Source organism: Nitratireductor kimnyeongensis (assembly GCF_019891395.1).
Classification (GTDB): domain Bacteria; phylum Pseudomonadota; class Alphaproteobacteria; order Rhizobiales; family Rhizobiaceae; genus Nitratireductor; species Nitratireductor kimnyeongensis.
This window is the reverse complement of the sequence record NZ_CP078143.1, coordinates 775984-795343: the sequence shown is the minus strand read 5'-3', so window position 1 is coordinate 795343 and position 19360 is coordinate 775984. Positions and strand designations below refer to the sequence as shown.

Here is a 19360-nt window from a genome sequence, read left to right as displayed (position 1 = left end):
ATTATGCAATGGCGTTACGATATCGCACGCAGTTTTTCGGCGCGGGCTTTATCAAAATGGCATAGGCTTCTAAACAAGGGCTCAAGAATCCCGGTGAACGAAACCTTTCGGCACCGCGGACGGACAGCGATTTCGGCTCAACGAGGATTACATGGCCAACAACACTGACAGGGCTTCACGTCCTGCGGCAACGGATGCGGCGCTAGCGGCTGAAAACGCAGTTTCTGAACTCGGCAATTTGCCCGAGTGGAATCTGGCTGACCTTTATCCCGCGATCGAGTCGCCCGAATTGAAGCGCGACCTTGATCGCGCTGCAGCGGAAGCTGCCGGTTTCGAGACCGCATGGAAAGGCAAGCTTGCAGATGAGGCCGCGAGAGGAAATGAAGGCAGGCTCGGCGAAGCCGTCGAAGCTTATGAAACCATTGAAGAATTGATGGGCCGCATCGTTTCCTATGCCGGACTTCTCTATGCCGGCGACACTTCCGATCCCAAACGTGCAAAGCTATATGGAGATGTGCAGGAGAAGCTGACCGATGCGAGCGCGCATCTCATTTTCTTTACGCTGGAGCTAAACAAGATCGACGATGCCGTGATCGACGCGGCGCTGGAAGCGGATGCCAGGCTTGCGCGCTACAGGCCCTGGGTGCTCGATATTCGTCGTGACAAGCCCTATGAGCTGGAAGACAGGGTCGAACAACTCTTTCACGAAAAGTCGGTAACCGGCCGAGGGGCCTGGAACCGGCTGTTCGATGAGACCATGACCAGTCTTCGGTTCACCGTGGACGGGGACGAGCTGGCGCTGGAGCAGACGCTCAACCTGTTGCAGGACGCGAATGGTGAGACACGCCGTAGCGCCGCCGAGGCTTTGGCTGACACGTTTTCCAGGAATTTGCGCACGTTTACGCTGATCACCAACACCCTGGCCAAAGACAAGGAAATATCCGACCGGTGGCGTGGGTTTGAGGACATCGCTGATTCACGCCATCTGGCGAACCGGGTCGAGCGACCGGTGGTGGATGCGTTGGCCGAAGCGGTCCGAAACGCCTATCCGAAGCTTTCGCATCGCTACTACGCCCTGAAAGCCAAATGGCTTGGAATGGATGTTTTGAGCCATTGGGATCGCAATGCCCCCTTGCCGGAGACGCCGCAGGCAGTGATCGGATGGGACGAGGCCAGGAAAACGGTGCTTGATGCCTATCAGGCTTTCGATCCGCGCATGGCTGAGATTGCAAGCCGGTTTTTCGATCGCAACTGGATCGATGCGCCTGTGCGTCCGGGCAAGTCACCGGGCGCTTTTGCTCATCCCACGGTTCCTTCTGCCCACCCATATCTGCTGCTCAACTACCTCGGCAAGCCGCGCGATGTCATGACGCTTGCTCACGAGATGGGGCACGGCATCCATCAGGTGCTGGCTGGCAAGCAGGGGGCCTTGATGGCGCCAACGCCCCTGACACTGGCCGAGACGGCGTCGGTGTTTGGCGAAATGCTGACTTTCCGCTCCCTGCTCGACCGGACGACCCAGAAGCGAGAGCGCAAGGCGATGCTGGCGCAGAAGGTGGAGGACATGCTGAACACGGTTGTCCGCCAAATCGCTTTCTACGAGTTTGAGCGAAAGGTCCATGCAAAGCGCCGTAGTGACGGGGAACTGACCTCTGACCAGATCGGTGAATTGTGGCTCGATGTCCAGAAAGAGTGCCTCGGACCATCCGTCAAGCTGCGGGAGGGGTATGAGACGTTCTGGACCTACATTCCCCACTTCATCCATTCGCCCTTCTACGTCTATGCCTATGCCTTCGGCGATTGCCTGGTGAATTCACTCTTTGCGGTCTATCAACAGGCTCCGGAAGGGTTTCAGGACAAATATTTCGCCATGCTCCAAGCGGGCGGTACGGAACACCATTCCGAGCTTCTGAAACCTTTCGGGCTTGATGCCAGTGATCCTGATTTTTGGAGCAAGGGGTTGTCGGTGATCGAGGGTCTCATCGACGAGCTTGAATCGCTCGACGGTTAGGGCAGGTTTCTCAGACACAATGCCCGGACAAAATCGGGGGCGGGTCCTCATTCGCGATGACGCGGCTGGCCGGGAGATGTATTTCTCCCGGCCTCGCGCTGTTCTATCCGCATTGGATGCCGAGACATTCGACATCATGCTCGAACGGGCTGAGTTGGCCCGGCGAGAGGGCTTCTGGCTGGCAGGATACATGGCCTATGAGGCCGGATACCTGCTGGAGCCGAAATTGAGACCACTCCTGCCAGAAGGGCGGCGTGGGCCGCTTCTATGCTTTGGCGTTTTCGATCCGCCCGAGGATCGGCCGATTGGCGTGCCGGTCGTGGGAGATGGCGCGCTTTCCGACGTCAGGCCGAGCTGGAGCAGTACGGATTACAGGAGCCGTTTTGAACGCCTACACGCGCATTTGCGGGCGGGTGACTGCTATCAGGCGAACCTGACCTTTCCCATCAAGGCGCGCTGGATTGGGAAGCCTGCCGGGCTCTTCGATGCGCTCGGTGCACGCCAGCCGGTGCGATACGGGGCGCTGGTAGAGCTTGGCTGGCCGGTGATCATTTCCCGTTCGCCTGAATTGTTCTTTCAGGTTTCGCGGGATGGCTGGATCGAGACCTTGCCCATGAAAGGGACGGCGCCACGAGGGGCGACGCCAAAGGAAGATGCGGCGCAAAAACATTTCTTGCGCAACGATCCGAAAAACCAGGCGGAGAATCGGATGATTGTCGATCTCCTGCGCAACGATATCTCCCGCATCAGCGAGGTAGGAACCCTGGAGGTTCCCGAGCTCTTTCGGGTGGAAAGCTATCCCACCGTTCATCAGATGGTCAGCCGCGTCCGCGCGAAGCTACGGCCGGATGTCGATTTTCGTGACATTTTCGCTGCGCTCTTTCCCTGCGGTTCGATTACAGGGGCGCCGAAAATCCGCGCCATGGAGATTCTTCACGGGTTGGAAGCAGCGCCACGCGAGGCCTATTGCGGGGCGATCGGCTGGGCCGCACCCGACGGCACCATGCGTTTCAACGTGGCGATCCGCACGGTTTCGCTCTTTGTCGGTGGGGAGGCCATCTACAATGTGGGCGGTGGGGTCGTGTTCGATTCCACTGCCGAAGGAGAATATGAAGAAGCGATGCTCAAAGCGCGCTTCGCAACAACCGGAAAAGGGGAGAGGTGATGTTTATCATATCGTTGCGCTACGTTGTGCCGGTGGAGCAGGTGGAGGCGCATATGGAAGGGCATCTGGCCTGGCTCGAGAAACATTATGCAAGTGGGACATTCATTGCTTCGGGACGCAAGGTGCCGAGAACCGGCGGCATTATCCTGGCGCGCGGCGTGCGCGAGGGCATTGAAGCCTGTGTCGCCCAGGACCCGTTTGTGGTGAATGGCGTGGCAGATGCAGAGATCATCGAATGCGCCATTTCACGCGCTGTCGAAGGCCTTGATGCGCTTCAGGATTAGCGAAGCTTGGACGCACCGGATCAGCATTTGCGCTTTATTGTGACACGCTTCTGTGTTTTGGAAGCTCAATCGTATTGTTTAGGAGAGGCGCGCAATGGCTGACAGGAAATGGCCCGTCCATGGAGAAATCACCGGCCCGGTCGTCATGATCGGCTTTGGCTCTATCGGGCGCGGTACGCTGCCGTTGATCGAGCGCCATTTCGAGTTCAACAAGTCGCGCATGGTCGTGGTGGACCCGAACGACGCGGATCGCAAGCTTCTGGATGAGCGCGGCATCCGTTTCGTGCAGGCACATGTCACGAAGGATAACTACAAGGAACTGCTCAAGCCGCTGCTGACCGAAGGTGAAGGGCAGGGTTTTTGCGTGAACCTCTCTGTGGACACGTCTTCACTTGATCTGATGAAGCTGTGCCGCAAGCTTGGCGTGCTCTATGTTGACACGGTGGTGGAGCCATGGCTCGGTTTCTATTTCGATGGCAACGCCGACAATGCCTCGCGCACCAATTATGCCTTGCGCGAGACAGTCCGCAGCGAAAAAGCGAAAAACCCCGGTGGCACCACTGCCGTTTCCACCTGCGGTGCGAATCCGGGCATGGTTTCGTGGTTTGTCAAACAGGCTCTGGTGAATCTTGCTGTCGATCTCGGGCTCGAGTTCGCGGAGCCTGGCGTGGATGACCGTGAAGGCTGGGCGAAATTGATGAAGACCTGCGGTGTGAAGGGCATACACATCGCCGAACGCGACACGCAACGCACCAAAAAACCCAAGCCCATGAACGTTTTCTGGAACACCTGGTCGGTCGAGGGCTTCATTGCGGAAGGCTTGCAGCCGGCGGAACTGGGTTGGGGCACGCATGAAAAATGGAAACCGAAGAACGCGCGCAAGCAGAAAAGAGGCAACAAGGCTGCAATCTTTCTTGAGCAGCCGGGCGCCAATACGCGGGTGCGCAGCTGGTGTCCGACACCGGGTCCGCAATACGGATTTCTCGTCACCCACAACGAGTCGATCTCGATCGCCGACTTCTACACCGTTCGCGACAAGAAGGGCAAAGTCGTCTATCGGCCGACCTGCCACTACGCTTATCACCCCTGCAATGATGCGGTCCTTTCCCTGCACGAGATGTTCGGTGCCGAAGGGAAGGCGCAGCCGGAGCAGCATGTGCTTGATGAAACCGAGCTGGTTGATGGCATCGATGAGCTCGGCGTCCTGCTCTATGGCCACAAGAAGAATGCCTACTGGTTCGGATCACAGCTTTCGCTCGAAGAGGCACGCAAACTCGCGCCTTATCAGAATGCGACCGGACTGCAGGTGACATCCGCGGTGCTCGCGGGCATGGTATGGGCATTGGAAAACCCTGAAGCGGGTATCGTTGAGGCGGACGAAGTGGATTATCGCCGCTGTCTTGAGGTGCAATTGCCGTATCTGGGACCCGTGAAGGGCTATTATACCGACTGGACCCCGCTTGAGGGCAGACCCGGCCTTTTCCCCGAGGATATCGACGAATCCGATCCGTGGCAGTTCCGCAACATTCTCGTGCGTTGATCGATGAAGTGTGTGCTGTGCTTGCATTGATGACAAAATCGGGCAATTGGATTGGGTATTGCCGGGCTCTGAAAGGGGCTGGGCCCAATTCAAGGCGGGCGCTGCCGGCTGTATTCCAGCAGCGCGACAGGAGGCCAGAATCATGAAGACAAGCAATATTCTGACGCTTGCCACGGTCGTTTCAGCACTTGCGCTGGCCGGTTGCCAGACGGGTATGCCAGACGGCGGCGGGCAGCGCGCCGCGCGCCAGACCGGTGTTGAAGGGCAGTGGATGGGCACGGATGGTGTGGCCATGTCGACCCTTCAGGGCGGCCGCTTCAGCTCCCGGGCCGTGGAGACCGGCGAGGTCTTGACGGAAGGGTCTTACTCGCATCGTGGCGCGCAGACCATCGATCTTTCCTTCTATTCGTTGAAGAGCCAGCGGCAGACCTCAGCGACGTGCCTTCTGGCATCGAGCGATAGGATGAATTGTACCCTGGCAAACGGTACGAATTTCGTCCTGAACCGCGCTTCGGGCGTTTCCTGATTGAGAATACGAGGAGGGCAGGCCGCAGAATGCGGCTTGTCTTCTTTGCTTGGTTTTTGACCGGGTGCGCTGCATGACCTTGGTCGGTCTTGCCCGCAGGGGGGCATTGTTGCGATAACATGCTCAAAACCCTTCGGGAGGAGCCATGTCCCCGCATTTCGACGCGCTGGAAATTCGTGATCCAGCCGAGCGTGAACGTGATCTGTTTTCAAGATTGCCGGATTTTCTGAGCGGTGCCGTGGCCAGGGCAGATGGGCTTGCGAACTGGCTTTCAGGGCATGATCTCTCCGGCATCGTGGATCGCGCAGCCCTTGCGCGCCTGCCGGTCCTGCGCAAAGCGGAACTTCTGGACCTTCAAAGGGCGTCTCCGCCGTTCGGCGGTTTTGTCGATCCCGACGCGCTGGAGGGCGCGCGGGTTTTCATGTCCCCGGGCCCGATCTGGGAAATTCAAGGCGCGGGGGCCGATCCCTGGCAGGCCGCGCGTGCCTTTTTCGCCGCCGGCGTGCGGCCGGGGGCGCGCGTTCACAATGCATTCGCCTATCATATGACACCGGGCGGTTTCGTGCTCGACACGGGCGCCCGAGCGCTGGGGTGCAGTGTTTTTCCGGCCGGCACCGGGAACACCGACATGCAGGTGGAGGCGGCCGAGGCCTTTCGGCCGGATGTCTATGCCGGGACACCGGATTTTCTGCAGATCATGCTTGATCGCGCAGATCGGGATGGTAGGGATCTATCCTCGTTCCGGACCGGTCTGGTGTCCGGGGGAGCACTGTTTCCTGCCATGCGCGAAGCGTATCGAGCGCGGGGAATCCATATACTGCAGTGCTATGCGACGGCGGAATTCGGCGTGATCGCCTTTGAGACCTCCGGGGCTGACGGGCTACCGCTGCCAGGCATGGTGGTGAACGAAAACCTGATCGTGGAGATCGTTCGTCCTGGGACGGATGATCCGGTGCCGGAAGGCGAGGTGGGCGAGGTGGTAGTGACCTCGCTCAATCCATCCTATCCGCTGGTTCGGCTTGGCACCGGCGACCTTTCTGCCTTTCTACCGGGAACCAGTCCGTGCGGACGTACCAATGTGCGGATCAAAGGCTGGATGGGGCGCGCCGACCAACGCACGAAGATCAAGGGGATGTTTGTCGATCCCAAACAGATAGCCGAAATTACCCGAAGGCATGCTGAGATCGAGCGGGCCCGGCTCGTTGTCACACGGGTAGGCGCGAGCGATGCCATGACCTTGAATGTGGAAATACTTGCCGACGCCGTGCCCGATACTGAGGCCATCAAAACGACGCTGCGCGATGTTACCAAGATCGGTGGAGGCGTGGTGCTTGTGGAGCCCGGTAGCCTGCCGCGCGATGGCAAGGTGATTGCCGATGAACGGGAATACTCAGACTAAAGCATAAGGGAGAAAAGGGGGCGGGAGTTCCCGTCTCGCTTGATTTCACTCTGCCTGTATCACAGGATACATTTGCAATGGCGCGTGGGTGCGGAGGATCGCCCATGCCTTGCCAGAAAAGAAACAGGCGGTGACAGACCGCGATTTTTCGGCCGCAGCATTCTGTGGACCGCGGAGTGGAGGAAACCTCATGCGACTTCTGATCGGTGCCGTCTCGGCGCTTTCCCTGACCATGTTTGCAGGGCAGGCTCAAGCCCAGTGCGACGATGGCGAAATGGTTATCAAATTCAGCCACGTCGTTGCCGAAAAGGGTCATCCCAAAGGGGATGCGGCGACGCTTCTGGCAAACCGGGTGAACGAGGAAATGAACGGAACCGCCTGTATGGAGGTGTTTCCGAATTCGACACTTTATGACGACGACAAAGTGATGGAGGCGCTGCTTCTGGGCGATGTTCAGCTGGCTGCTCCGTCGCTTGCGAAGTTTGAGGCCTACACCCTCAAATATCGCCTGTTCGATCTTCCATTCCTGTTTCCAACACTTGACGCGGTGAACAAATTCACCACGTCAGATGACGGACAAGGCCTCCTGACCGTGATGGAAGACGAAGGCTATACGGGCCTTGGTTTCTGGTCTTCTGGTCTCAAGCAGTTTTCTGCCGGCAAGCCGCTTCTGGAGCCGCAGGATGCGGCGGGACTCAAGTTCCGCGTTCAGACCTCCGACGTGGCTGTCGCCATGATCGAGGCCATGGGTGCTTCGGCACAGAAACTTGCGTTCAAGGAAGTTTATGGCGCGCTTCAGACAGGTGTCGTGGATGGCCAGGAAAACAGCTGGTGCAACATCTACACGCAGAAATTCTTCGAAGTGCAGGATGGCATCACGGAGACCAATCATCAGCTTCTTGCCTATCTCCTCGTGACGTCGACGGAGTGGCTGGAGAGTCTTGATCCCGCTGTGCGCGACCAGTTCGTCACCATAGTCCAGGAAGTGACGGAGACAGCCAACGCCAATGTTGCCGATCAGGAAGCAACCTGCCGCCAGAACATCCTGGATGCCAATGGTACGATCCGTGAACTGAGCCCTGAGCAGCGCGCGGCATGGGTCGAAACCATGAAGCCTGTCTGGGCGAAATTCGAAGGTGATATCGGCAAGGAATTGATCGATTCAGCTGCCGCCAGCGGCTCCTGAGGTTTTCGGTCTTTCCCGACGCGGCGTTCCCCTCGTCGCATCATGCAGGGCCGTCCGCCGTGTGCGGGCGGTCTTGTGACAGGTAGCTCCCGGGAGTGAAATCATGGTTCTGTTATGGCCGGCGCTCGGGCTTGTCGCAATCGTCGCCGTCTTGTTTTTCCTGGAACGGCGATTTCCCAATGCGGTCGCGCGATTTGAAGAAAACGTGCTTGCCATACTTTTGGCAGCGATCACGTTTGTCTCCTTCACCCAGGTCATTGCCAGATACGGTTTCAACAGCGGTTGGGGCGGTGCGCTGGAGTTCACGCGCATCCTGTTTGCGTGGATGATCCTTTTCGGCATGAGCTATGGCGTGAAGAACGGCATTCATCTGGGGGTTGATGCCTTCATTCGATTGCTTCCTTCCAGGCTTTTCAAGGCTGTTGCGATTTTCGGGGCGGTCTGTGTTTTCCTCTACGCTTTCATTCTTCTCTATGCCGGTTGGTTGACGCTGGTAGGCGCCGATGTGTCGACCAACTGGCGCCAGACCGGTGCCATCGGCTACTGGACTTTCATGTTCGATCGGGGGACCGGGCTCGATGATCTTCGCTATCCACTCTGGATGCAGGAGGCGTTCGGGTTACAGGATCGAGTGCAGCGCTGGGTGGCCTATCTCATGCTTCCTGTTGGTCTTGCTCTGCTTGCATTTCGTGCGCTTGAGGGTGTTGTGGGTGTCGCCAGAGGGGAGCGCGATCTGATCATTGCCGGCCACGAGGCGGAAGATCTCGTCGCTGAAAATAAAGATGCCTTGAAGGAGTAGCGGCGATGGAACCAGCCATTCTTTTCGTTCTCGTGCTACTCCTGTTGTTCCTGGGGGTTCCGGTAGCGGTGGCCCTCGGGCTCTCGTCACTCATCATTATCGCGTTCTTTTCAAGCGATTCCATTTCATCGGTGGCCCTGCAGCTTTTCACCGCGTCGCAGAATTACACGCTTCTGGCGATCCCGTTCTTCATTCTGGCATCGGCCTTCATGTCGACGGGTGGCGTGGCTCGGCGCATCATCCGGTTTGCCATTGCATCGGTAGGTCATTTTCGCGGGGGCCTCGCGATGGCGTCGGTGCTGGCGTGCATGATGTTCGCAGCTCTTTCCGGCTCTTCACCGGCAACGGTCGTTGCCATCGGCACCATCGCCATCGCGGGCATGCGGCAGGTGGGCTACTCAAAGGAATTTGCGGCCGGCATCATCGCCAATGCCGGTACGCTCGGCATTCTGATACCGCCTTCCATCGTGATGGTTGTCTATTCGGCGGCGACGGACGTTTCGGTCGGACGCATGTTTCTGGCCGGTGTGGTGCCCGGGATCGTCGCCGGGCTGATGCTGATGGTTGCCATCTATGTGATGGCGCGGGTGCGCAACCTGCCAGCAGAAGAGTGGAAAGGGGTTCACGAGATTGTCGCGGGGGGCAAGGAGGCAGGCTGGGGGCTGTTCCTCATTATCATCATTCTTGGCGGGATCTATGGCGGAGTGTTCACACCCACGGAGGCGGCGGCCGTTGCCGCTGTCTACTCCTTTGCGGTGGCGCTGTTCGTCTACCGCGACATGGGACCGATGAAGAACGAGCGATGGATGAAGGAGGAGGACGGCAAGCGCTCGCGCGTCGGGTTTTCCGCCACCGTCTATGCACTTGCGTTCTTCTTTGTCTGGATGATCCTGAGCTTCTTCCTGACCGCCGACTGGGAAGGGGTGACCCTCCAGGGGCGCACGTTTACGGGGCTCATCCTCTCCGTGGTTGCCATGGTGGCTTACGCGCTGTGGCGCGGCGGGGGCGGGGTAGCAGCGCTGCCGGGGCTGTTGGTGGCAAGCCTGCCGATCTGGCGGCGGAATCTCAGCCTGATGGGGAGGAACTTTCTGCGCGCCTTTTTCAATGAAGAAACGCGCAAAGTGACGGTGGATGCAGCGCGCACCACGGTCATGCTGATGTTCATCATCGTCAATGCACTGCTGTTTGCCCATGTGTTGACGGCCGAGCGCATACCTCAGGCGATCACCGGTCTCATGGTCGATGCCGGATTCACCTGGTTTACCTTCCTGATTGCAGTGAACCTTCTTCTGCTCCTGGGCGGGCAGTTCATGGAGCCTTCGGGTCTCCTCCTGATCGTCGCTCCCGTGGTGTTTCCCATCGCGATGGAACTGGGTGTCGACCCGGTCCATCTTGGCATCATCATGGTGGTGAACATGGAAATCGGCATGATCACGCCGCCAATCGGGCTCAATCTGTTTGTGACGAGCGGCATAACCGGCATGAGCCTGATCCAGGTGGTGCGTGCAGCGGCGCCCTTTGTGTTGGTCCTGTTTATCTTCCTGATACTGGTTACCTATATCCCGGTTATGTCAACATGGCTGCCATACAGCCTTATGGGCCCGGAGATTGTTACAAGATAGCTGCAATTTGAGGATCACCGTTAAGTAAACGTTAACGATTGGGCAGTTAGGATTCTGACTGTCGGATCGGCTTTCCTCCTCCCAAGCACGGTTCGAAACGGGGCGGCCGACCAGTGGCCGCCTCGTCCGTTTCCAATTTATGCTTCTCCATCCGTTTCCTGGCGCAGGTCTGCATGTCCTGCTGGGCCTTTCGTCCGCCGCGCCACCGTGCTTTGCAGAACGATGACAAGGCTGGCAGAGCACATGCAAGGCTGGAGAACATCCGTATGCAGACAGGTCTCATCAACTGGAGCACCAGACCGCGCCCGGAACGCGAGGTGCTCGAGGGGCGTTTCGTCAGGCTAGAGCCCCTTGATCCGGTGCTCCATGGCGACGGCCTTTATACCGTATCCACGGTTGCCGACGCGGATGAGCGGTTTCGCTGGCTGGCGGAATATCCGCCCGAAAGCGAGGAGGCGTTCAGACCCTGGCTTGAAAAGGCGGCCAAAAGCGCCGATCCGTTTTTCTATGCGGTGATCGACAGGGAGACGGGACATGTCGGCGGTCGGCAGGCGCTGATGCGTATTGACCAGGCCAATGGTGTTATAGAGGCTGGAAACATTTATTGGGGACCGGGGATATCGCGTAGCGTGCGGGCGACCGAGGCGCTCTATCTTTTTGCCAGCTACGTCTTTGATGATCTGGGGTACAGGCGCTTCGAATGGAAGTGCAACAATGCCAATCTGCCCTCGCGCCGCGCTGCAGAGCGGTTCGGTTTTAAGTTTGAGGGGGTCTTCCGTCAGCATATGATCGTGAAGGGCGAAAACAGGGACACGGCCTGGTATTCGATACTCGACAGCGAGTGGGCTGCGCTAAAAGGTGCATTTGACGCATGGCTTGATCCAGCCAATTTCGATAAGGAAGGCCGTCAGAAGAAACGGCTGGAAGCTTTCAGGGTCTGAGCCTGGGGCACGGCGAACGGACGGGCAGGGACCTTTGTCGGAAAATCGCAAGGCGGCGATCGCAGCCGCGTTCATCCTCATCGGTTTTGGTGTCGTGGCCTATCTGATGCCGCGCATCATGCTCGCCATCGGTGCCTATTCACCCTGGATTGCAGGGGTCGTCGCGGTTCTTTTCGTGCTGGCATTCTTCATGGTCTTCTGGTTGCGCGCCCGCGCGCAGCGGAAGCGCAGCTGATCCGGCTTACCTCTCAGGCGGCAAGGCTTGCTGCCAAGAGGGTCAGACCCAGAACCAGTACCAGGGCAGCGCCACCGATTTCGATAACGTTGTGAACACGGTTGCTGGCACGATTCCCACCCGACAATGCTACCGCCCAGTTCTTTGCGGTTACAGCGAGGGTGGCCAGCACCGAAACAGTGATCGCCGTTCCGATCGACATAGCAATCACCGATAAAATGCCGCCAAGCCAGAGGCTGTTCAGAAAAGCAAAGGTGAGCACGATCAGTGCACCGGAGCAGGGGCGTATGCCCACGGCGGCGATGGCAGAGCCTGCGGTTTTCCAGTCAAAACGCTCGCCAGTCAGCAGGCTCGGGTCCGGAGCGTGCGAATGGCCACAACTGGGGCAGACCGCATCAGAGCCGTGATCATGTGCAGCTTCGTGCCCGTGCCCGTGCCCGTGATCATGGTCATGTCCACATGCGTGTTCATGCACATGATGGTGATGATGATGATCGATAGCGGATCGGTGGTGATGCTCGTGACCGCAGGTGGAGTGGTGGTGATGATCACAATCATGCACATGAACATGATGGGGAGTGTGCTCATGGACGTGCGCTGCGGACAGGCTGTGCATGGGTTGCGGTGCGGGGACGCTGGCGCGCCTCAGGCTCGAAGTTTTGCGCCACAGGAGCCAGGCGCCGAAACCGGCGATGAGGCCGAAGCTGACGGTTTCAAGAAACCATGCTGCATCGGTCATGGAGATCGATGTTCCACGCAATGCAAGGAAAACCACACCCATCAGAATAATGGCGGTTGCGCCCTGGAGCAGAGCCGACGCGAAAGAGAGAATGACGCCGCGGCGTAGCGCCACCTCATTGGCGAGCATGTAGGAGGAAATGACCGCTTTGCCATGCCCCGGTCCGGCTGCGTGGAAAACGCCATAGGCGAAGGAAAGGCCGATCAAGACCCAGAGCTTGCTGCCATCCTCGCGCATTGCCTTCAACGCACCGGTCAAGGTGCGATAAAATGCCTGCTGCTGTGTGTTGATCCATTGCAACGTGCTCGCAAAAGGGCCGGTCGGGGTAATGGCTGGTTCGGCAGCGCCGATACCAAGCGAGCTTTGCGCCATCGCGGTACCTGCGGCCAATAGAATGATCGCTGCGGTAGCGATGACGACACGGCGGGATGAGGACATGGTTCAGCTATCCTTGCTGCAGGTCAACTCCAGGCGGGTCGCAAAGATCTTGCTCATGTCATTGCCGGTTGGATCATTGAAGAAAGCGTCCGTCAGGCTCTGCTGATTCTGGGCGAGCGCTTCATCGGGATCCGGGCGAACGACACTGCTGCTGCAGCCGGCCGGGAGATTGTTGACCGTCATATAGCTGTCTTCGACGAAATCGATGGCTGTGTAGAAGGTCGGATCGTAGACACCAAACTCCACCTTGCCCGAAAGGGGCAGGGGCGAATCCGGGGCGGATTCAAACAGAATGATCAGCTGGTTGTCGACGAAGTCGGCAATCAATCTCTCGGGCGCCTGCATCGGCACATCTTTGCCGTCATGCGTGACGAGCTGGAAATAATTGAAATCGGCGAGAGAAGCATGAACCACGTTTCCGACCTCTTCCAGCTCCGATTGATCAAGCGCGAGATCCTGGTTTTTGTCGAATTCGACTAGAACCGTGCTGGAGAAAAGGTCGTCGAAGCGCCAGACATGATGCAGGGAGGCAACGTTTCCGTTGCTGTCCGTGTTCACGTCGAGCCGGGCTTCTGCGAAGACGTGGGGATGCGTGAGGGCAGGTGCCGAAAAAGACAGGGCGAGGACGGTTACCCCGGCTCTGAACATGAATTTCGTCCGAATCACCATGTGCAATCGTCCCGCTCCCGTCTGGCTCATACTGCTTTCTACATGAACCGGGCAGAATTTGGACGTTGTGTTACTTGTTGGGATAATTTTCTTTCAGCCACTGCGCGAGAAAATCGACAAAGGCACGAACCTTAGCGGGCAGGTAGCGACGATGCGGGTAGATGGCATAAATCCCGGCGCCGTCGAAACTGTTTTGCTCGAGCAGAGGGACAAGACGGCCGGCGCTGATCTCCGGGTCTGCGATAAAATCCGGCAGAATGGCGAACCCCAGGCCGGACAAAGCCGCTGCCCTGGCCGCCATGGGGCTGTTCACCTCCAGACGACCCGTGACCGGCACATTGACGGTTGTGCCATCTTCCAGCCTGAACGGCCAGTTCTGGCGGTAGCGGCTGTTGGTGTCCACAATGCAGGGTAAATGGGTGAGCTCCTGGGGCGTGATCGGTTCGCCATGACGGGAGATCAGCTCTGGAGAAGCGCAAAGCATTACGCGGAATGGAGCCAGCCGCTTGGCGATCAGAGAGGAGTCGGCGAGCTTGGTGATGCGAATGGCGAGATCGAAACCCTCCTCGACCAGGTCCACGAAACGGTCATCGAGACTGATTTCAAGCGTGACGTCCGGATGCGCACTGGCGAAATCGATGAGCGACTGACCGATGGGGGCATCAGCAAATGTGCGCGGTGCCGAAAGTTTGATCCTACCGCGTACATCCCCTGAGGAATCGCGCACTGCCTCGGCAAGATCCTCAACGTCGCGCAACAGTTCTACTGCCCGGGCGAAATAGGTGTGACCTGCTTCCGTCAGCGACAATTGCCTGGTGGTGCGATTGAGCAGAAGGGCGCCCAGTTCGTCTTCCAGCTCGCGGACATATTTTGATAGAAGCGCCTTTGATTTCCCTACTTTTCGGGCGGCGGCTGAAAAGCCTTCGGCTTCGACGACATCGACGAATGCGCGCATGCGGCTGAGTGTGTCCACGATAGTTTCCTTCAGCTTCCGGAGAGAATGTCGGCGGCGATGCGGATGAGCTGCCGGTCACTTCCGGCGGGCCCGAGAAGTGAGATGCCGAAGGGGGCATCATGCACCTTACCGAGTGGGATCGTGATCTGAGGCCAGCCCAGAAGGCCGGCGATGGAGGTAAGCTTGAGCGCAAGGCTTCGGTAGCGGTCGAGCTCTTCCTGCGTTGCATTCTTCATCGGGGCCACGGTCGGCTGGGTTGGCATGACCAGCACCATATCGTGATCGAACAGCGCGGCGAATTCCTGCTGGAAGCGCTGGCGCTCAGCACGCGCCTCGGCCACCGCCGCCGCGCTCAGACGGCTGCCAAACTCGAACCGTTCCTGAACGCCGGGACCGAGCTGCGGGTTTGCGGTCCGGATAAATTCGCCATGAACCTCCCAGGCCTCGAAAGCCTGAATGACACGAAAGCATTCGAACAAAGCGTCCATGGAGCCGGGCAGCGCAAGGAAGGCAGCATCCCGGTCGAAATGATGCATGACTGAGGCAAGCATCGTGCTGTAAACCGTGCGCTCCTGATCTGCGAAAAGAAGGGCATCGAAATCGGAGATGCGAACTGGGCGCACGAGACGATCCCTGTGCGGATCGCTCTCAAGCAGCACTTCGCCGACCCGGGAATAGATAATTGCATCGCGGGCAAACCAGCCGAACGTATCGAAGGAAGGGGCAAGCGGCATGGCTCCTTCGAGCGGGATGCGCCCATGGGTCGCGCGCAGACCAATCAGGCCACAATAGGAAGCGGGCGCGCGGATTGAGCCATTGGTGTCGGATCCGGCGGCAATGTCGGCTAGCCCGCCAGCTACCGCTGCGGCCGAACCGGAGGAAGAGCCGCCAGTGAAACGCTGTGGCGCGGCGCGATTGACCGGAGCCGGATAGTGAGCGTTCTGCCCGATCATAGAGAAGGTCAGTTCGTCGGTTTGCGTTTTGCCAATGAAGCGCGCGCCCGCATCGAGGAGACGCTGGATCGCTGGTGCTGTACTGAGGGCAGGGGGAAAGTGTTCAGCACGGCGCGGATTGCCGCCACCGGTCGGATATCCCGCCACGTCGAAAATATCTTTCACACCAAGTGTCAGGCCCACCAACGGTCCCTCGCCACTGGCAGGTAGAGAAGCATCTGGGTAGTCGAGGAAAGCGTTTAGCGTATCGCGCATCTTGATCATCTTCGTCTTCCTCAACGTCCCAGAGCGCCAAAGGTCGGCATTCACGCCCTTTTTTTCAAGGACATAAAATTTTTCATTGATTGTGACAGCCGTTGCGCCTATATCCGCGCTGCCCAAAGTCGCACGTGCCTGTGGGTGTCCGCCGGACCTCGAAAATGGCGAGGAAACCGGTACGGTACCTGGACCTAACCGCTCCAGTCGGTCTGATGGCCAACCATCAAACCGAGGACATCTTGAAGCAACGACGGTGCGGGCCTTTCTGGTGTCTGCCGGCTGTCCAAAAGCCGGGGTTACTGAAGAGGCACACCTTCATTGCCGGCAGTGCGGTTGGGGTCTCCCATCCAAAGCTGAGGCAGACAAAGCGCATCTTCGCCGCGAGGCGGGAATGCATCGAAGCGCGTTATCGCATGACCTGGTTCCGGTGCTCTCCACCTGCCGGATCCCGTGTGCGTATGCCGCGCCCTTTGTCCACCGCGGAGGCGAGTTCGCTTTCGCAATTTCGAAGCTTCGGTAACGCGGTCTGAAAGCCGCGATTGGAGAGACACATGGCCACCCAGCGCATTCTCGACTTCCTCGCCACCCGACGTCCCGAGGGCCCCTGCCTCGTCGTTGATCTCGATGTGGTGCGCGACAATTTCTGCGCCTTTGAAAAGGCGCTGCCCGATTCCCGGATCTACTACGCGGTGAAGGCCAACCCGGCGCCGGAAATCCTGCGTTTGCTTTCTCAGTTGGGCTCCAGCTTCGACACGGCCTCGGTGGCCGAAATCGAAATGGCGATGAATGCCGGCGCGACTGCGGACCGCATCTCCTATGGCAACACGATCAAGAAAGAGCGCGACATTGCGCGTGCCTATGAACTGGGCATTCGTCTGTTTGCGGTCGATTGCGAGGAAGAGGTGGAGAAAATCGCGCGTGTTGCTCCCGGCTCACGCGTGTTCTGCCGTGTCCTGACGGATGGTGCGGGGGCCGAGTGGCCGCTGTCGCGCAAGTTCGGCTGCGTACCGGCCATGGCCGTCGACGTTCTGCGTCATGCCCGTGCTCTCGGTCTGGACCCCTATGGCGTTTCCTTTCACGTTGGCTCGCAGCAGACAGATCTCGACGCCTGGGATCGTGCACTGGCCGACGCCCGCGGCGTTTTTGGTGCACTTGCGGACGAAGGCATCGTGTTGCGCATGGTCAATATGGGTGGCGGATTTCCGACACGTTACCTGCGTGACGTGCCCGCCGCACAGGCTTACGGCCAGGCGATCTTCTCGGCGCTGCGCAAGCATTTCGGCAACCGCATTCCCGAGACGATCATCGAGCCGGGGCGTGGCATGGTGGGCAATGCCGGCGTCATCAAGTCGGAAGTTGTCCTCATCTCCAAGAAGGCTGACAACGACAATGTGCGCTGGGTCTATCTCGACATCGGCAAGTTCGGCGGTTTGGCCGAGACCATGGACGAGGCGATTCGCTATCCGCTCGTAACGCGTCACGACGGCAGCGAAACGGCACCTTGCGTACTGGCCGGGCCGACCTGCGATTCTGCCGACGTGATGTATGAGAAGACCCCGTACCCGCTGCCGGTTTCGCTGACAATTGGCGATGAGGTGCTGATCGAGGGCACGGGCGCATACACCACGACCTACGCATCGGTGGCATTCAACGGTTTCGAGCCGCTACGATCCTATGTGATCTGACAGATAGATTGCATTGCCTGCGCACGATAGCGCGGGCAGGATTTTCCGGACTTCGGGATTTAGAGGAATGAAACAGGCTGTTCTCGGCAGCGCGTTTGCGCCTGCCTACTCGATTCTTTGCGAGAATGACCGGGATGCGGCCGAGCGGGAAACTCTGCTGGATCGCGTCATGGGGCCCAGGCGCAAGTCGAAATCCTCGGAGAAGCTGCGCCGCGGCCGTTTACCGGCGGACGGTTTGGCGTTCATTGCGCGCGAACCGGAAGGTCGTATGATTGGCACTGTCCGCCTCTGGAATGTCAGTTTGGGTAACACTGACGTCAACGCCCTGCTTCTTGGGCCGCTGGCGGTGGTGGAAGAATGTGCCGGACAGGGTGTTGGCGCTGCTTTGATGCTTCATGCCATTGCGGAAGCGCGTCGATTAGAGCACCTGGCGATTCTCCTCGTCGGAGATGCCGGATACTATGGACGGTTTGGTTTTTCGGCCGATCTGACAGCGGCGCTTTCCATGCCTGGTCCGTATGAGACAAACAGATTTCTGGCGCTCGAGCTTGTCCCGGGTGCACTGTCGCACGCGTCGGGAGTACTTTATCCCTCCGGTCGTAAAGCGGTTGTGCGGAGCCGAGTTGCCTGATTTTGTTGGGGCAGACCGAACTCGTGTTGGGTCCGCCCCAGGGTGCCTTTGTCAAAGCTGCAGCAATTCCTCTCGAAGAGAGGCTTGCTACAGTATCTGACTCAACTGCATGGCGACAGACATGTCGCCGTCGACCTTGAGCTTGCCCTGCATGAATGCTGCTGTCGGATCCAGATCGCCTGCGATCATTGCTTCAAGATCGTCCTTGGACAAGCTGATGACGCAATCTGCTTGGCCGTCGTCGGTTGAAACGGCGCTTCCGTCGATAACGATAACTCCGTCATCTCCACAGTCGAATTTCACCGATCGGCCGAAATCCGAATCTGCCACGCGTGCCTTCACCTTCTCGGCAATTGCGTCCATCCCCATCTAAGCTCTCCTGTAAGCGCGTCTGCGCCGTGTTGTCATTGCGTTGGCGATAGTCGTTTCAGGTGTGACATATGCCAATGCCGGAGCGTAGGCTGAATTTGACGTATACGTCAATGTTTTTGTTCGTCTCAGCGACGGGGCATCGGCGTCCGTTTCTTGCCGGAAAGCAGGCGGTCCAGAAGTGTGATCAGAGTGTCCCTATTGTCTTCTCCCCCCCAATCGCTCAATGATCCGCTTCTCATGCTGAGCCCAGAGTTTTGAAATCTCAGCGATGAAATCGGAGCCTTTCGCCGTAAGATGCAGAGAGTGGGAACGGCGATCGATATCGCCTTTCCGACGCTCAGCTAGACCACGGGTTTCTAGACAATCCATGAGTGCAACGAAATTGGCACGTTTGATGCCCAGTTGCTCGGCCACTTCGGTTTGCTTCTGGCCTGGATTGGTTGCAATCAGAGACAGGACCGCAAACTCTGTTGGTCGAAGTTTGACGCAGGCGAACGATCTTTGAAAATCCTGAAACACGGCAAGTTGCGCGCGGCGCAGCTTGTAGCCAATGGCGGTTGCCAGAAGCGGTAAACAGGGGCTCTGTGCAGTGCTGTCAAAAACATCAAGATATTCATTGCCGGGTGATCCGGTGGATATATTGACCGAGGACTGGGTCGTCTTCACTGTAAATCTCCAAACTATACTCTTTCGGCCTGCATAATCCGCTTCGTCGAAACAGTGCCTCGCATCCCTGCCGAAAATTGGTGGGATTACCGAAGTAGCAAAAGACTGTTTGCATACGATGGCCGTATAAGGCAACGCCCTATATCAGCATTAAATAGATTAATTTTGGACAAGAATGAGGCGTAGGATACAAAAGTTCGCTTAGAGAGTCTTTTTTTATGTATTATGTTTGGGTCTATAAATTTTATAAATAATTCTATTTAATAATTGTAGTTTAAGCGGGTAC

19 protein-coding genes are annotated in these 19360 nt (G+C 58.2%); 13 read left to right on the top strand and 6 right to left on the bottom strand.

Annotated elements, in window-relative coordinates; genetic code table 11:
* Positions 1–151: 151 nt before the first annotated feature.
* The 11 genes from KW403_RS03770 to KW403_RS03720 all read left to right on the top strand — a co-directional run bounded on the left by KW403_RS03770 (position 152) and on the right by KW403_RS03720 (position 11708).
* Positions 152–2011, top strand: coding sequence for a M3 family oligoendopeptidase (locus KW403_RS03770; RefSeq protein ID WP_223021421.1), 1860 nt, complete (start codon positions 152–154; stop codon positions 2009–2011).
* Between the two features lie 19 nt (positions 2012–2030).
* Complete coding sequence (locus KW403_RS03765) at positions 2031–3176, top strand: aminodeoxychorismate synthase component I (protein ID WP_223021420.1); 1146 nt, start codon at positions 2031–2033, stop codon at positions 3174–3176.
* Entirely contained in the window at positions 3176–3460 is a 285-nt protein-coding gene (locus tag KW403_RS03760) for a YciI family protein (protein ID WP_223021419.1), read from the top strand. The genes KW403_RS03765 and KW403_RS03760 overlap by 1 nt, the downstream gene beginning before the upstream one ends.
* Before the next feature lie 94 nt (positions 3461–3554).
* The gene (locus KW403_RS03755) at positions 3555–5000 is read left to right on the top strand and encodes a homospermidine synthase (protein ID WP_223021418.1); all 1446 of its coding nucleotides are present in this window, start codon (positions 3555–3557) and stop codon (positions 4998–5000) included.
* Positions 5001–5142: 142 nt separating this feature from the next.
* A complete protein-coding gene (locus KW403_RS03750) occupies positions 5143–5526 on the top strand; it encodes an Omp10 family outer membrane lipoprotein (RefSeq protein WP_223021417.1) in 384 nt (127 codons plus the stop codon).
* A 145-nt stretch (positions 5527–5671) separates the two neighbouring features.
* The gene (locus KW403_RS03745; RefSeq protein WP_223021416.1) at positions 5672–6925 is read left to right on the top strand and encodes a phenylacetate--CoA ligase family protein; all 1254 of its coding nucleotides are present in this window, start codon (positions 5672–5674) and stop codon (positions 6923–6925) included.
* A 190-nt stretch (positions 6926–7115) separates the two neighbouring features.
* Positions 7116–8111: a DctP family TRAP transporter solute-binding subunit gene (locus KW403_RS03740; RefSeq protein WP_223021415.1), complete on the top strand. Its 996-nt coding sequence runs from the start codon at positions 7116–7118 to the stop codon at positions 8109–8111.
* 103 nt (positions 8112–8214) lie between these two features.
* Complete coding sequence (locus KW403_RS03735; protein ID WP_223021414.1) at positions 8215–8910, top strand: TRAP transporter small permease; 696 nt, start codon at positions 8215–8217, stop codon at positions 8908–8910.
* 5 nt (positions 8911–8915) lie between these two features.
* Positions 8916–10532, top strand: coding sequence for a TRAP transporter large permease (locus tag KW403_RS03730; RefSeq protein WP_223021413.1), 1617 nt, complete (start codon positions 8916–8918; stop codon positions 10530–10532).
* A 266-nt stretch (positions 10533–10798) separates the two neighbouring features.
* Positions 10799–11473, top strand: coding sequence for a GNAT family N-acetyltransferase (locus KW403_RS03725; RefSeq protein ID WP_223021412.1), 675 nt, complete (start codon positions 10799–10801; stop codon positions 11471–11473).
* Positions 11474–11507: 34 nt separating this feature from the next.
* Positions 11508–11708 carry a hypothetical protein gene (locus KW403_RS03720; RefSeq protein ID WP_223021411.1) on the top strand — a complete coding sequence of 67 codons (201 nt, stop codon included), beginning with the start codon at positions 11508–11510 and terminating at the stop codon, positions 11706–11708.
* 13 nt (positions 11709–11721) lie between these two features.
* On the opposite strand, the gene KW403_RS03715 is transcribed toward KW403_RS03720, so the two are convergent.
* The 4 genes from KW403_RS03715 to KW403_RS03700 all read right to left on the bottom strand — a co-directional run bounded on the left by KW403_RS03715 (position 11722) and on the right by KW403_RS03700 (position 15726).
* The gene (locus tag KW403_RS03715; RefSeq protein WP_223021410.1) at positions 11722–12885 is read right to left on the bottom strand and encodes a nickel/cobalt transporter; all 1164 of its coding nucleotides are present in this window, start codon (positions 12883–12885) and stop codon (positions 11722–11724) included.
* Positions 12886–12888: 3 nt separating this feature from the next.
* Complete coding sequence (locus KW403_RS03710; RefSeq protein ID WP_223022433.1) at positions 12889–13554, bottom strand: DUF1007 family protein; 666 nt, start codon at positions 13552–13554, stop codon at positions 12889–12891.
* Between the two features lie 70 nt (positions 13555–13624).
* Complete coding sequence (locus KW403_RS03705) at positions 13625–14527, bottom strand: LysR family transcriptional regulator (RefSeq protein ID WP_223021409.1); 903 nt, start codon at positions 14525–14527, stop codon at positions 13625–13627.
* An 11-nt stretch (positions 14528–14538) separates the two neighbouring features.
* Complete coding sequence (locus tag KW403_RS03700) at positions 14539–15726, bottom strand: amidase (protein ID WP_223021408.1); 1188 nt, start codon at positions 15724–15726, stop codon at positions 14539–14541.
* Between the two features lie 545 nt (positions 15727–16271).
* On the opposite strand from KW403_RS03700, the gene odc2 reads away from it, so the two are divergent.
* Both odc2 and KW403_RS03690 read left to right on the top strand, forming a co-directional pair.
* Positions 16272–17405: an ornithine/lysine decarboxylase gene (odc2, locus tag KW403_RS03695; protein WP_223021407.1), complete on the top strand. Its 1134-nt coding sequence runs from the start codon at positions 16272–16274 to the stop codon at positions 17403–17405.
* Between the two features lie 67 nt (positions 17406–17472).
* On the top strand, positions 17473–18036 hold the full coding sequence (locus KW403_RS03690; RefSeq protein WP_223021406.1) for a GNAT family N-acetyltransferase: 564 nt from the start codon (positions 17473–17475) through the stop codon (positions 18034–18036).
* An 87-nt stretch (positions 18037–18123) separates the two neighbouring features.
* Here the strand turns inward: KW403_RS03690 and KW403_RS03685 are convergent, their stop codons facing one another.
* Positions 18124–18405, bottom strand: coding sequence for an SCP2 sterol-binding domain-containing protein (locus tag KW403_RS03685; RefSeq protein ID WP_223021405.1), 282 nt, complete (start codon positions 18403–18405; stop codon positions 18124–18126).
* A 198-nt stretch (positions 18406–18603) separates the two neighbouring features.
* Positions 18604–19074, bottom strand: coding sequence for a MarR family winged helix-turn-helix transcriptional regulator (locus KW403_RS03680; RefSeq protein WP_246637880.1), 471 nt, complete (start codon positions 19072–19074; stop codon positions 18604–18606).
* Positions 19075–19360 lie beyond the last annotated feature (286 nt).